Below are 13,155 nucleotides of genomic sequence, written 5' to 3' on the forward strand. Positions count from 1 at the left end.
CTTGCGCCAGCCAGGGAATCAGACCAGCCTTCGGGCTGGGTAAAAAGCATTTATGGCCGGATGCGGCATATCTGCGACCGACGATCCGGCCACTGGGAAGATACGTTCCGGGAACGGGCAAGCGAAAACGCTTGATGCTCGAAAGGAACGCTTCGATGTCTGCTGCCATATCAAGATCGGCCCAAGCCGTTCGACCGGCTGGCCGACTTTTGTTCTCCCTGTTCGCCGTTGGAGCGATCGCGGCGCTGGCGCCGCCGGCTGCTGCGCACGATGCCCAGCCCACGGCGGCCATGCCGCAAGGCTGGAAATATCCCTTTGCCTGTTGTGCCAACTACGATTGCAAGGAGGTGCCGCAGTCATCGATTAGCGAGCGGCCCGAGGGCTACGTCATAAAAGGTACGGGCGAGGTGGTGGCTTATGCCGACAAGCGGGTCAAGAATTCGCCCGACGGCGAGTACCATTGGTGCGCGCACCAGGCCGGGCTCGACGCCGGCAAGACCATCTGCCTGTTCGTGCCGCCTCCCTCTTACTAGGGCTCCGAACCTGCCGCGGAAGGCGAGGCGCTGGGGCTCGATCCACGGCAGGAGAAGGCTGCCGACCTTGCTGACAGACGGTTGTCAGGACGGTTTCTTTATGTTGCCTTGCACCGAGCAATTCCAGGAAAAGTGCGCAGCGGTTTTCCGTCCGGAATTGCGTGAATCCAAAGTGCGCAATTCCAGGAAAAGTGCGTAGCGGTTTTCCGTCCGGAATTGCGTGAATCCAGAGTGCGCAATTCCAGGAAAAGTGCGTAGCGGTTTTCGGTCCGGAATTGTGTGAAACTAAGGACGCGGCGGACAACGGAGAGGTTGAGTCCATGACCATCAGGGGAAGCTGTCACTGCAAGGCGACAACCTTCGAGGTTGCCGAGGCGCCGCGGACGGTGACGCAATGCACATGCTCGTTCTGCTCGAAGCGGGGCTCGTTATGGGCCTATTATGTGCCGTCGCAATTCAAGCTGACGAGCCCGCCGGAGAATGTCTCCTTCTATCGCTGGGGCTCAAAGACGGTGAAGCATGGTTTCTGCGCCATTTGCGGCTGCGGCACCTTCACCGAGACGCCTGATTGGGCGACCGGAGAGCCGGATTTCGACAACCCGAAGATCAGCGTCAATTCGCGCCTGTTCGATGATTTCGATCTGGACAAGGTCGAGGTGGTGGTCATCGACGGCAAGAATTTGTGGTAGAGCCGACACGGGAGCCACCGCCGGACTTTACCGGCGGCATTCCCGTTCCGTTTTTCGCCGCATTTCATGCTACAAGGCTGCGGAAGGGCTGATTTGGCGCGGTCGCAAAGGCCGCGAATTGGAGAGGGACCAATCTCATGAAGAAGACTGTGCTCGTCGCCGTGGCGACGGCTCTATTGGTGAGCGCCTGCACCACCACCGATCCGTATACCGGCGACCAGAAGATCTCCAACACGGCGGCCGGTGCCGGCCTCGGCGCGCTGGCAGGCGCCAGCCTTGGCCTGCTGGCCGGTGGCAACGACCGCCGCAACGCGTTGATCGGCGCCGGCATCGGCGCGCTCGCCGGCGGCGCGATCGGCGCGACGATGGACCAAAACGAGGCCGAGCTTCGCCGCCAATTGCAGGGCACCGGCGTCAGCGTCACCCGCAGCGGCGACCAGATCATCCTCAACATGCCGTCCGACATCACCTTCAATGTCGACCAGGACGCGGTGAAGCCGGGCTTCTATCCGGTGCTGAACTCGGTCGCGCTGGTGCTGAAGAAATTCCGCCAGACCACTGTGGACGTGTTCGGCCACACCGATTCGACAGGCGGCGACGAGCACAATTTCGACCTGTCGCAGCGTCGCGCGCTTGCCGTCGCCAACTACCTGTCCGGTCAGGGCGTCGATCAGCGCCGCTTCGCCGTCACCGGCTTCGGCAAGACCCGCCCGATCGCATCCAATGCGACCGCCGCCGGCCGCGAGCAGAACCGCCGCGTCGAAATCCAGCTGTCGCCGCTCACCTGAGAAAACGGCGCGCAGAGGCGAAATTCCATCAAGACAAACGGCTCCGAAGGGGGCCGTTTTTGTTTGAAATGGTCCAAAGATGGGTCGAAGGCCTTAGGACATTAGTTTGTTCTAATTAATGCTTTTCCAAAACCAGGGAAAGGACTAACATTCTGCTGTTCCAGAGGGGATGGGGCGGTCAATCGGCCGCGCAATCAACATCTACCGCCCCGGTCTTGCACGGCCAGATCAAGAGAATCTGGGAGGAATGCATGACAAGAACAGCTCGCTTGGGGCGCTGCGGCGTCGTCGTTTTGGCATGTCTTATCGGCACATCGTTCGGGCTCGCTTCGGCCCGGGCCGAGGACGCCAACAAGGCCGACATCGAAGCCTTGAAGAAATCGCTGGCCAAGTATGAAGATTACACCGCCGCTGTTCGCGACCTCTATTTGTCGACAGTCGGCTGCATCCACTATGCCGGCGAGAAGATAGACGGCGCTATGTACTATCAGAAGGGCGCGATGGGCATCCATTTCGTCAACGTCCCGAGCGTCGGCAAGCCGCTCGACCCAATGAAACCCAACGTCCTGATCTACGAGCCGACCAAGAAAGGCTTGAAGCTGGTTGGGGTGGAATGGCTGGTGCCGCTGACGCCGGACACCAAGGAGGTGCCGACGCTGTTCGGGCAGAAATTCATGGGGCCGATGGAAGGCCACTACCCGCTCATTCCGAGGGAGTTCGTCCATTACGACCTGCATGCATGGCTGTTCAGGGACAATCCGAACGGCATGTTCAGCCCGACGAACCCGAACGTGAAATGCAGCAAGGCCGAGTTCCCGATGCTTGAGAAGCCGACCAAGATGATGCCGGGTCCGATGTAGGCATCGCCTTTGGCTGGATTGCTTCAGGCGAAGCCAAAAACGAAACGGCCCCGTGTGAGGGCCGTTTTCAATTCAAGCTATGCTGATATCGGCTTCAGACCTTCGCGACGATCCGCATGAAGGCCGGCACGTCGTCGCCGAAGCCGACGGTTGCGTCGTCTTCTTCCTGACGATGGCGGCCGGGGCGGTCGCGCTGCGGACGGGCGTCGCCGCGCTGCTCGTGACGGCTGCCAGGACCCTTGCGCTCGTTCTCGGAACGGATCGCGTCCTTGCGGGCGCGGCGTTCGGCGATGTCGGCCACTTCGGCGACAGGCTGTTCCTCACGCGCGGCATCGGGAGTCTCGTCGCGCTTTGCGTGACGGTCCTTCTTGCGCTCGCCCCGATCCTTGCGGTCCTCGTCCTTGCGGCCGGCGCGACGCGGGGCGCCGCGGCCGCGGCGCGGCTGCTCCTCGCCCTCGCTCTCGGTCACGGTCGACAGGTCGCCGTCATGCCACTCGATCTTGGTGCCGATCAGCCTCTCGATGGCGTCGACATATTTGGTGTCGGAGCGGGTGGCGATGGTGAAGGACTTGCCTGCGCGTCCGGCGCGGCCGGTGCGGCCGATGCGGTGGACGTAATCCTCGGCGTGGATGGGCACGTCATAATTGAAGACATGGCTGACATCGGGAATGTCGAGACCGCGCGCTGCGACGTCCGAGGCAACGAGGTAGCGCAGCTTGCCGTCGCGGAAATTGGCGAGCATCTGCATGCGGGCGCGCTGGTCCATGTCGCCATGCAGCGCGCCGGCATCGAAATCATGCTTCAACAGCGAGCGGAACAGCTCCGACACCTCGACCTTGCGGTTGCAGAAGATGATGGCGTTCTTCAGATCGGCGTCTTCGGCCTTGATCAGGTCGCGCAGCGTCTCGCGCTTTTCCCAGGGTTTCGAGCCGGACTTGACCAGCCGCTGCGTGATGCTGGTCGCCGTGGAGGCGGCCTTCGAAACCTCGACGCGCACCGGCGCGTGCAGGAACTTCTCGGTGAGCTTGGTGATCTCCGGCGGCATCGTCGCCGAGAAGAACAGCGTCTGGCGCGTAAACGGTATCATCTCGCAGATGCGCTCGATATCGGGAATGAAGCCCATGTCGAGCATGCGGTCGGCCTCGTCGATGACGAGGATCTCGACGCCGTTGAGCAAAAGCTTGCCGCGCTCGCGGTGGTCGAGCAGGCGGCCGGGCGTCGCGATCAGCACGTCGGCGCCGCGCTCGAGCTTCTTGTCCTGTTCGTCGAAGGAGACGCCTCCGATCAGCAGCGCGATATTGAGCTTGTGGTTCTTGCCGTATTTGATGAAGTTTTCCTCGACCTGCGCGGCGAGCTCACGGGTCGGTTCTAGGATCAGCGTGCGCGGCATGCGGGCGCGCGCCCGGCCCTTTTCCAGGCGCGTCAGCATCGGCAGCACGAAGGAAGCGGTCTTGCCGGTGCCGGTCTGGGCGATACCCAGCACGTCCTTGCCGAGCAGCGCATGCGGGATGGCGCCGGCCTGGATCGGAGTCGGCGTGGTGTAGCCGGCATCGGTGACCGCGGAGAGAACCTTCGGCGACAAGCCGAGGTCTGAGAATGTCAACGCTTCTTGAGCGATCGTGGTGTCTGAGGACAAGTGTTTGTTGTCTTTGTTGGTTGGGAAAATCGCGACACAGTAGCCGCGGCAGGCGCCGCGCGCCTGCAAGATCGGTGTTGCAGTTAGGCGCAAGCCCTCGATTTGTCAACAGAAACGGACCGAAATACAGCGATTGTGAAGACGTAACCTTAATCGCGATGCTTAAAGCGGGTCGAGCTGAAACGGTTGAGGCTCCGCGCTTTATATCTTTGCTTGATCACGCCGTATGCCCAAAACCGCTGCGCGCTTTTGGGCGACACGCATTGATCGAAACAATATCCTTGCGCCGCTCAGTAGCGGAACTGCTCGGCAAGGATACGCTCGTTCCAGGAATGGTTCGGATCGAACAGCAAAGTTGCCGTCGCCGTCGGCGATTCCCGCACGGTGACGGAGGCCACCGCCTTGACCTCGGTATGATCAGCCGCGGCATTCACCGGGCGCTTTTCGGCTTCCAGGATGTCGAAGCGCACGGTCGCCTTGTTGGACAGCAGCGCCCCGCGCCAGCGGCGCGGCCGGAAAGGACTGACCGGCGTCAGCGCCAGAAGCGGCGCATCGAGCGGCAGGATCGGCCCATGCGCCGACAGATTGTAGGCAGTGGAACCGGCGGGCGTCGCGATCATCACGCCGTCGCAGTTCAGCTCCTCCAGCCGCACCTGGCCGTCGACGGTGATGCGGATCTTCGCCGTCTGGTAGGATTGGCGCCACAGCGCCACCTCGTTGATCGCCGGCGCCGAAATCGTTTCGCCGTCATGCGTCACAGCGACCATTTCCAGCGGCCGGATCGTCTCGGAGACGGCGTTGGCGATGCGTTCCTCGAGGCCGCCGGCGCGATATTCGTTCATCAGGAAGCCGATGGTGCCACGGTTCATGCCGTAGACCTTCTTGCCCGTGCTCATCGTCTCGCGCAGCGTCTGCAGAAGAAAGCCGTCGCCGCCGAGCGCGATGATGATCTCGGCATCCGCGACAGGCACCTGTCCATAGCGCGCGGACAGGCTTTCCAGCGCCGCGCGGGCGTCGTCGGTGTCGGAAGAAACGAAGGCGAAACGGCTGGCGGCTTTGCTCATGGCTCCCGGAGGGCGACCGTCTGCGGGGCCGCGCCGGCGACGGCGTAGCATGCGCCGCCCACGTCTGTGAAGGGCGCTGCGCCGGACGACGGGCACATCCGACAATCGCGCTTCGTGACAGCCGCTACACGAATGTGATGGCCGCAATGGTTAAGGCGAAGCTTAAACACTCGTAAAGCCGGATCGATCATGTTAGCCGACAGTGGATGGGTTGGCGGGGGCTAGCCAGTCGAGAGACCTGTCTATTGCCGGTAACGCGTCTGATCATAGTCTTCCTGATGATGGGAAGTTTCGCGCTGATGTTCGCCGAGCTGGTGCGTCATTCCGAAGAGATGAGCCAGCGGCCGCAGCCGACAGCTTCCCGCTGCGGCGACGCCACGGGAACACTTTGCCCGCAAAGGGCGCTGTAGGCTTCGCTTCCCTGATCGCTCAGCCGCTCTGCAAGTGGCACCCGGCCTTGCGTTTGCCCGCGACATACTCATCGATGAGTTGCCGGTAGCGCACCTTGCCGAAGCTCGGGAAATGGCCGCCATGCACGACCGAGACGTCGAGCTCGCGCATGGAAAGCAGGGTCCCGACATAGTCATCGATGTCGGAGTGATAGACGTCGTCGATCAGCGGCCCTTCATAAACTATGTCGCCCGACAGCAGGATGCCGGTCTTTTTCTCATAAAGCGCGATCCCGCCGGGCGAATGTCCAGGTGTGTGGATGACCTCGAAGGCGCGGTCGCCGAGATCGACCACATCGCCATGCTCGAGCAGCCGGCCGGCCGGCGCGGGCAGGATGCGGTAGCGCGCCGTATCCCAGCCCACCGGCGCGCCGTCGAACATCGCCTCATTGGCGTAGCGGTCCGCCACCGTCCATTCGTTGCGCGGATCGGCGAGGATTGCCGCTTCGGCGGAGTGCACGCAGCGGTCCGGGAATTCGTGATGGCAGCCGATATGATCGAAATGCGTGTGGCTGGCGACGCAGGTAAGCTTGCGCTCGCTCACCAGCGGCACATGGCGTTTCAGGCTGAAATGGCCGAGGCCGGTGTCGAACAACAGGTCGCGGTCGCGCCCGCGCGCATGCCAGATGTTGCAGCGGAAGAACGGTTTTATCCACGGCTCATGGATGAGCGTGATATCGTTGCCCATGCGGATGGTTTCGTACCAGTCCGGAGCCTCGATGACCGGAAGCATACCCATGGATCAGTCCGCCAGCAGGATGATGTCTTGAGCGTTGCACGAAACCGGGATCGTGTCGCCTGTCCGGACGGTGGCGGAAGCGGGCGCCTTGGCGATGAATTGTAGCGCGGTATCCTGCGTCGAGATGGCCAGCACACGCTTGAAGCTGCCCTGGAAGACGACATCGCCGACCTTGGCCGTGCCGAGCGCGACATCGCTCTTCGCTTCGCCGAGGGCGATATGCTCAGGCCTGATGGCGAGCGTGACCTTGGCGCCGGCAGGCGATGCACCTGGCAGTGAAATCGACCCCAACGCCGTCTTGGCCGTGACGATCCCGTTCTTCGCCTCGGTCACGGTGGCGGCAAGGATCGTGCTCTCGCCCATGAAGGTCGCGGAAAAGCGCGTCGCCGGCCGCGCATAGACGCGCTCGGGCGGACCTTCGTCCTCGATGCGGCCGTCGTTCATCACCACGCAATGGTCGGCCAACGCCATCGCTTCCTCCTGGTCGTGCGTGACGTGGATAAAGGCGGTGCCGACGCGCTTGTGGATCGCCTTCAGCTCGTCCTGCATCTGCCGGCGCAGTTTGAGATCGAGCGCACCGAGCGGCTCGTCGAGCAGAAGCACCGCCGGTTCGTTGACCAGCGCTCGGGCGAGCGCCACGCGCTGGCGCTGGCCGCCGGAGAGCTGATGCGGCTTCTTGTCGAAGGCGGCCGCCAGCCCCACGAGAGCGAGCGCCTCGCGCGCCTTGGTCGCTCGGGTCGCGCCGTCGACGCCCTGCATGCGCAGCCCGAAGCCGACATTGCCGCCGACGCTCATATGCGGGAATAGCGCGTAGTCCTGGAACACGGTGGTCGTCGGACGCTTGGCCGGCGGCAGAGCGGTGCAATCCGTGCCGCGGATGAACACTTTGCCTTCGCTGGGCGTGACGAAGCCGCCGAGGATCGAAAGCAGCGTGGTCTTGCCGGAGCCGGACGGCCCGAGCAGGATCGTGTAGCTGCCCGGCTCGATTGCCAGCGAGACGTTCTTCAGCACCGCTAGCTGGCCGAAGCGGTGCGAGACATTGCGGATGTCGACCAAGGGCGCGCTCATGCCGGCTTTCTCCGCAACAGCGTCAATTCGAAAAACACCACCAGGACGATGGAGACGGCAAAGACCAGCGAGCCGACGGCATTGGTCTTGGGATTGAGGCCGGAGCGCAGCAGGTTCCAGATCTCCACCGGCAGCGTCGTCTCGAAGCGGGTGAGCAGGAAGGAGATGACGAACTCGTCCCAGGAGAAGGTCATCGACAGGAAGAAACCGGCGAAGATCGCCGGCGCCATCACTGGCACGGTGATCATGAGCAGCACCTTCCACTCGGCGGCGCCGAGATCGCGCGCCGCGCGCTCGATGTTGATCTGGTGGTCGCCCATCTGGCTATAGATGATGGCAAAGCAGAGCGGCAGGTTGATCACGACATGGCCGATGCCGGCGGCCAAGAGCGACTTCGGCACGCCGGCCCAGTTGAACAGCACCAGCATGCCCATGCCGATGATGAGATAGCTGACGGTCAGCGGCAGTGTGATCAGGCCGCGCAGGATGGCCGAGCCCGGCAGCACGAAGCGGGCGAAACCCCAGGCTGAGAGGAAGCCGAGCGTGACGGAGGCAAGCGAGGAGAGCACCGCCACAAGCAGCGAGTTGAGGAGCGCCGAGGTCAGCCTCGCATCCGACAGCACCGCCTGATACCAGCGCAGCGACGGGCCGGTGAAGGGCGGGATCGGGAAAGACGTGGCCTGCAGCGAGAAAAGCACCAGCACGATCACCGGCAGGAAGATGAAGCCGTATATCGCGATGGCGTAGACCCAGGCGGCGAGGCGGATGGCGGCGCGCATGGTCAGGCCCGCTCGATCTTCAGCCAGCGGGCGCAGGCAAGATAGGCGATGGTCACCACAGCCATCAGGATGATCGACAGTGCCGAAGCCAACGGGAAGTCGCCGCGGCGGCCGATCTGCATCATGACGAGCTGCGGCATGACCAGCTCGTTGTTGCCGCCGAGGATCTGCGGCGTGATGTAGTCGCCGATGCAGAGCACGAAGGTGAGGAAGGCGCCCACCATGATGCCGGGCAAGGTCAGCGGCAGCACCACATGCAGGAAGGTGCGTACCGGCCCGGCGCCGAGATCGGCGGCAGCCTTGCGGTAGCTCGGGCTGAGCTGTTTCAGATTGGCGAAGATCGTCAGCGTCAACAACATGACGAAGAAATGCACGAAGCCGGTGACGGTCGCGAAACGCGTGTTGGCAAGCTGGAGCGGCTCGCCGATCAGCCCTATGCCGGTCAGCGCCCGGTTGATGACGCCGGTCTGCGCCAGCACCAGCAGCCAGGAATAGGAGCGCACGACATAGGAGGTCCAGAACGGCAGCACGGCCAGCATCAGCGCCAGCCGCTGCCAGCGTTCCGGCACCATCTCGGCAAGAATCCAGGCAAAGGGATAGGCAAGCAGGATCGAGATCACGGTGACGATCGCCGTTACCTCCAGCGAGTTCACCATCGCCCGCCAGTAGGACGGATCGGTGAAGAACTGGCTGTAATTGGTCAGAGTGAAGCCGCCGCCTTCATGCGCCGTCAGGCTGGAAAACCCCATGGCGATGAAGGGCAGCACGAAGAAAGCACATGTCCATGCCAGCGCCGGCGTGACCAGCGCCCAGGGCAGGGCACGCGACTTGTTTCCCGCTGATGTCATCGGCCGGTTTACTGCGCCTGCAGCATCTCGGTCCACATATCCTGCATCTTCTTATCGAGATCGGCGCTCGGCGCCGGATAGGCCTGGGCGCGGGCAAGGAAGCCGGGCTGCTCGTCGAAGCGCAGGATCTTCTTCTGATCATCAGTCAGCGCCGCCTTCTTGTTCGAAGGCATGCCCCAGTAGCAGGAAGAGGTGGCAAGCCGCGCCTGGCCCTCGGGGCTCAGGATGTATTGGATGAATTTCAGCGCCATGTCCTTGTTCTTGGAATCCTTGAACATGGCGAGCGACTGCGACCAGAGCACAGCGCCCTCCTTCGGGATCGAGAAGTCGAGCGCGGGGTTCTCCTTGGCAAGGCCAGCCGTCACCCATTCGCCGCCGCCGACCAAGATATCCACCTCGCCGGTGGCAAGAGCCGTCTGGCTGGCTGTGACCTCGCCGACCAGCTTGGCATTGGCCTTCATCTTGAGCAGCTCGGCTTTGAGGGCAGGCAGGTCGGCCTCGGTGAGGTCGGCCGTCTTCTTGCCGATGGCCAGAGCGGCCATGCCGATCACCGGCAGGTAATAGTCGTAGATCGCGACCTTGCCCTTGTATTTGTCGCTGGTGAGCGAGGCCAGCGACTGCATGTCGGCCGGGTCGACCTTGGTCTTGTTGAAGCCGATCGTGTTGTAGCCGAACTTTTCGGTGATGCCGTAGCGTTTGCCGTCGACGATGGTCGACTTGTCCATCGTCACTTCCGGGAAGAGGTCGGCGAAGGGCAGCTTGCCTTCGGGCAGCGGCTCGAACAGGCCTTTCTCGACTCCGCGCGGCACGTCGATGCTATCGATCACCATCACGTCCCAGTCGCCCGGTTGCGACTGGTCGACGATGGCCAGCCCCGCGCCTGTGCCTTCGAATTCCTTGACGTTGACCTTAACGTTGTTGGCTTCCTCGAAGGGCCGCAGCAGCGCCGGATCGGAATGATCGCACCAGATCAGAGCGTTGAGATCGGCGGCCTGGGCGCCGCCGGCCCCGAGGAGCAGAGCCGCGGCCGCGCAAGCGGCTGAAAGATAAGATTTCAGGGTGGAAAGCGGAGTCCGGGCGGTGATGGTCATCGAGTGTTCTCCCTGCCTTGCTGGCTTGTTGGAAGAAAAGTTGAACCAATTCTAAAATTGAGTCAATTATGATTTTGTGGCAGAGAGGCCGATATGAGCGGATTGCGCGAACGGCAGAAGGCGGACCGGCACCGCCGCATCATCGATGCGGCGACGGAGCTGTTCCGCGAGGCCGGCTACGAAGGTGCCAAGATCGAGGCGATCGCAGCGCAGGCCGAGGTCTCGATCGGCACGATCTACAACTACTACCAGAACAAGGGCGACATTCTCGGCGCCATCGTGTCGATGGAGGTCAACGAGGTGCTGAATGCCGGGCGAGGGGTGGTCGCCAACCCGCCCGCCAATGTCGGCGACGCGCTGGACACGCTGATCGGCATCTATATCGAGCACTCGCTGAATTATCTGAGCAAAGAGATGTGGCGCCAGGCGATGGCGATCTCGACGCAACTGCCCGACAGCCCCTTCGGCCAGGCCTACACCGCCCTCGACCGCGAGCTAACCAGGCAGATCAGCGCGCTGATAGTCCGCCTGCAGGAGATCGGGCTTGTGCGCTCGGACATCGACGGGCCGGCGGTGGGCGAGCTGATCTTCAACAACATGAACATGATGTTCATCGAGTTCGTGAAGCGCGACGAGGCAAAGATACCGGAACTGCGCGCGGCGATACGAAGGCAGAACAGGGTGCTGGTGGTGGCGATTGGGGTGTGAAACGAAATCGCTGCCGCCGAAGCGCCCCTAACGGTTGATCAGCCACAGGATCGCCGAGACCACGACGCTGATCAGTATTCCCGTGGTGATGGGAATGTAGAGCCTGAAATGCTCGCGCTCGATCACGATATCGCCTGGTAGCCGGCCAAGGCCGATCCGGCCCACCCAGGGCCATAGCAGACCTACGGCAACCAAACAGAGACCAACGATGATCAGGGTTCGCGACATGCTTCCCCGCGTCTGCGTCACGCCACTAGCGATCATACCGGCGTGCTCAGCCGCGTGCGCTCGCGAACAGCGTTTGTTCGAAGGGCATTGCGGGCGTCTCCGCTACAGGATGGTGCCCCCGGCAGGGATCGAACCCGCGACCTTCGGTTTACAAATTTTGTGCCACAGCACCCCAAAGCGTAACGACGCCTAACGTGCCGACCGGTTAACACATTGATATAGCGCCATTTTAAGCAATTTTTTGGCGCGCACGGCATCGGTTTGCATAACGCTCCATAACGTAATATCACATACCCCGAATTACCCCTGATGTTACCCGGAGCCACAACGATGCCCCAAGCGATACCCGGCCAATTCAAGAAGGCCGCCGCGTTCATTGCCAATTTGGAGCCGACAGCCACCCGGCAAGAAATACCGGACAGCACTCAATCTGGATTGTATCTCGTTATGCAACCAAGCGGCGCTTTATCGTGGGCAGTGAGGACCAAAATAGACGGTAAAGCCGCGAAGGTCACAATCGGGCGCTATGACGAAACCGGCAGCGTCGAACGCGGAGCAATTATCGTATCCGCAACGCAAGCGTTGAACGTTACCCAAGCTCGGGCGCTCGCCGAACATGTGGTTGCAGATGCTCGACGCGGAAACGATCCCCGGCAACAGAAGATCGACAAGACGAGTGTGGCCGCTTGGTTTGACGAATTTATCAAGACCGCCAGGACGACCGGATTTAAGGGCAGGGCGGTCAAAGCAACCACAGCTGACGAATACGAACGCATTATCGCGACCAACATCAAGCCGCACTGGAAACACGTCACGGACATTCGCACGGTCGATTACCGGGACGTTGAAAAGCTCTTGGCGAAGCTATCACCGGGCGCGAGGCGGAACGCCTTTGCGGTCCTGTCCGCTTTCTTCCGCTGGAAGCCGGTTGCGCGGATCATGGGTCGGAACATCATCGAGCTTGCCGAAGCACCGGCCAAACCGACCAGCCGCGACCGCGTGTTGTCCCATGAGGAAATCAAGACAGTTTGGAACGCGTCCGAAAAGTGCGGCTATCCATTCGGTCCGATGACACAATTGCTGCTGTTGACCGGGCAGCGCCGCGATGAGATCGCCAATCTGAAATGGTCCGAAATAGCCGATGACGCAATTACGCTTGAAGCGGCTCGCACCAAGAATTCACGACCGCATGTCGTGCCGCTTGCTCCGTTGGCAAAAACAATAATTGAAGCGCTGCCGAAGATGCACGACGCGGACGGGAATTTGTCGGAATACGTATTCACCACGACCGCAACCACGCCGTTCAGCGGATTCAGCAACGGCAAGAAAGCGCTCGATAAGCATTGCGGCGAACCCGCATTGCCCGATTGGCATTTGCACGATTTGCGCCGCACTTGTGCAACCGAACTCGCCAAGCTTGGAATTAAGCAGGAAGTGACCGAAGCAATCCTAAATCACAAAACGGGTAAAGTGTCTGGCGTCGCCGCGATCTACAATCGGTATGATTATCAAGACGAAAAACGCGATGCGTTAGAAAAATGGGCAACGCGCATTCAGTCAATTATCGCAAACAATGTAGCGATATTCAAAAAGACCGCTTAGGGCTGAGGTTCTGCCGGACTTATCCACAGCGGAGTTATCGAGAGTTATTGACCACTAGACTTTGTTATGGTCG

At 61.6% G+C, this 13,155-nt stretch carries 15 protein-coding genes; 7 read left to right on the plus strand and 8 right to left on the minus strand.

What is annotated here, in order from left to right; translation table 11 throughout:
- Positions 1 to 155 precede the first annotated feature (155 nt).
- The 4 genes from FJ423_RS14955 (at position 156) to FJ423_RS14970 (ending at position 2,870) form a co-directional block, all read left to right on the plus strand.
- Complete coding sequence (locus FJ423_RS14955) at positions 156 to 533, plus strand: hypothetical protein (protein WP_095767886.1); 378 nt, start codon at positions 156 to 158, stop codon at positions 531 to 533.
- A gap of 320 nt (positions 534 to 853) precedes the next feature.
- The gene (locus FJ423_RS14960; RefSeq protein WP_140842828.1) at positions 854 to 1,222 is read left to right on the plus strand and encodes a GFA family protein; all 369 of its coding nucleotides are present in this window, start codon (positions 854 to 856) and stop codon (positions 1,220 to 1,222) included.
- A gap of 137 nt (positions 1,223 to 1,359) precedes the next feature.
- Positions 1,360 to 2,010, plus strand: coding sequence for an OmpA family protein (locus FJ423_RS14965; protein ID WP_027170410.1), 651 nt, complete (start codon positions 1,360 to 1,362; stop codon positions 2,008 to 2,010).
- A 251-nt stretch (positions 2,011 to 2,261) separates the two neighbouring features.
- Positions 2,262 to 2,870 carry a hypothetical protein gene (locus tag FJ423_RS14970; RefSeq protein ID WP_140842830.1) on the plus strand — a complete coding sequence of 203 codons (609 nt, stop codon included), beginning with the start codon at positions 2,262 to 2,264 and terminating at the stop codon, positions 2,868 to 2,870.
- Between the two features lie 94 nt (positions 2,871 to 2,964).
- Here the strand turns inward: FJ423_RS14970 and FJ423_RS14975 are convergent, their stop codons facing one another.
- A complete protein-coding gene (locus FJ423_RS14975) occupies positions 2,965 to 4,506 on the minus strand; it encodes a DEAD/DEAH box helicase (RefSeq protein ID WP_176477022.1) in 1,542 nt (513 codons plus the stop codon).
- Positions 4,507 to 4,796: 290 nt separating this feature from the next.
- A complete protein-coding gene (locus FJ423_RS14980) occupies positions 4,797 to 5,570 on the minus strand; it encodes an NAD kinase (RefSeq protein WP_140842832.1) in 774 nt (257 codons plus the stop codon).
- Between the two features lie 245 nt (positions 5,571 to 5,815).
- Between FJ423_RS14980 and FJ423_RS14985 the strand changes: the two genes are divergently transcribed.
- Positions 5,816 to 5,980, plus strand: a complete 165-nt coding sequence (locus FJ423_RS14985; RefSeq protein WP_224532355.1) for a hypothetical protein — start codon at positions 5,816 to 5,818, stop codon at positions 5,978 to 5,980.
- 19 nt (positions 5,981 to 5,999) lie between these two features.
- On the opposite strand, the gene FJ423_RS14990 is transcribed toward FJ423_RS14985, so the two are convergent.
- The 5 genes from FJ423_RS14990 to FJ423_RS15010 are packed head-to-tail and all read right to left on the minus strand — an operon-like array spanning position 6,000 to position 10,544.
- A complete protein-coding gene (locus FJ423_RS14990; protein ID WP_140842834.1) occupies positions 6,000 to 6,758 on the minus strand; it encodes an MBL fold metallo-hydrolase in 759 nt (252 codons plus the stop codon).
- Positions 6,759 to 6,761: 3 nt separating this feature from the next.
- On the minus strand, positions 6,762 to 7,826 hold the full coding sequence (locus tag FJ423_RS14995) for an ABC transporter ATP-binding protein (protein WP_140842836.1): 1,065 nt from the start codon (positions 7,824 to 7,826) through the stop codon (positions 6,762 to 6,764).
- Positions 7,823 to 8,605, minus strand: coding sequence for an ABC transporter permease (locus FJ423_RS15000; protein WP_140842838.1), 783 nt, complete (start codon positions 8,603 to 8,605; stop codon positions 7,823 to 7,825). The genes FJ423_RS14995 and FJ423_RS15000 overlap by 4 nt, the downstream gene beginning before the upstream one ends.
- A gap of 2 nt (positions 8,606 to 8,607) precedes the next feature.
- Positions 8,608 to 9,453, minus strand: a complete 846-nt coding sequence (locus tag FJ423_RS15005; protein ID WP_140842841.1) for an ABC transporter permease — start codon at positions 9,451 to 9,453, stop codon at positions 8,608 to 8,610.
- A gap of 8 nt (positions 9,454 to 9,461) precedes the next feature.
- Positions 9,462 to 10,544 (minus strand): spermidine/putrescine ABC transporter substrate-binding protein, encoded by a 1,083-nt coding sequence (locus tag FJ423_RS15010; protein ID WP_140842843.1) that lies wholly within the window; start codon positions 10,542 to 10,544, stop codon positions 9,462 to 9,464.
- A gap of 93 nt (positions 10,545 to 10,637) precedes the next feature.
- Here FJ423_RS15010 and FJ423_RS15015 point away from each other — a divergent pair, with 93 nt between their 5' ends.
- Positions 10,638 to 11,252: a TetR/AcrR family transcriptional regulator gene (locus FJ423_RS15015; protein WP_140842844.1), complete on the plus strand. Its 615-nt coding sequence runs from the start codon at positions 10,638 to 10,640 to the stop codon at positions 11,250 to 11,252.
- Between the two features lie 27 nt (positions 11,253 to 11,279).
- On the opposite strand, the gene FJ423_RS15020 is transcribed toward FJ423_RS15015, so the two are convergent.
- On the minus strand, positions 11,280 to 11,480 hold the full coding sequence (locus FJ423_RS15020) for a DUF2905 domain-containing protein (protein ID WP_140842846.1): 201 nt from the start codon (positions 11,478 to 11,480) through the stop codon (positions 11,280 to 11,282).
- Positions 11,481 to 11,810: 330 nt separating this feature from the next.
- Between FJ423_RS15020 and FJ423_RS15025 the strand changes: the two genes are divergently transcribed.
- Positions 11,811 to 13,082, plus strand: coding sequence for a site-specific integrase (locus tag FJ423_RS15025; protein ID WP_181174800.1), 1,272 nt, complete (start codon positions 11,811 to 11,813; stop codon positions 13,080 to 13,082).
- The last annotated feature ends 73 nt before the right edge of the window (positions 13,083 to 13,155 follow it).

This window comes from Mesorhizobium sp. B2-8-9 (genome assembly GCF_006439475.1).
Classification (GTDB): Bacteria; Pseudomonadota; Alphaproteobacteria; order Rhizobiales; family Rhizobiaceae; genus Mesorhizobium.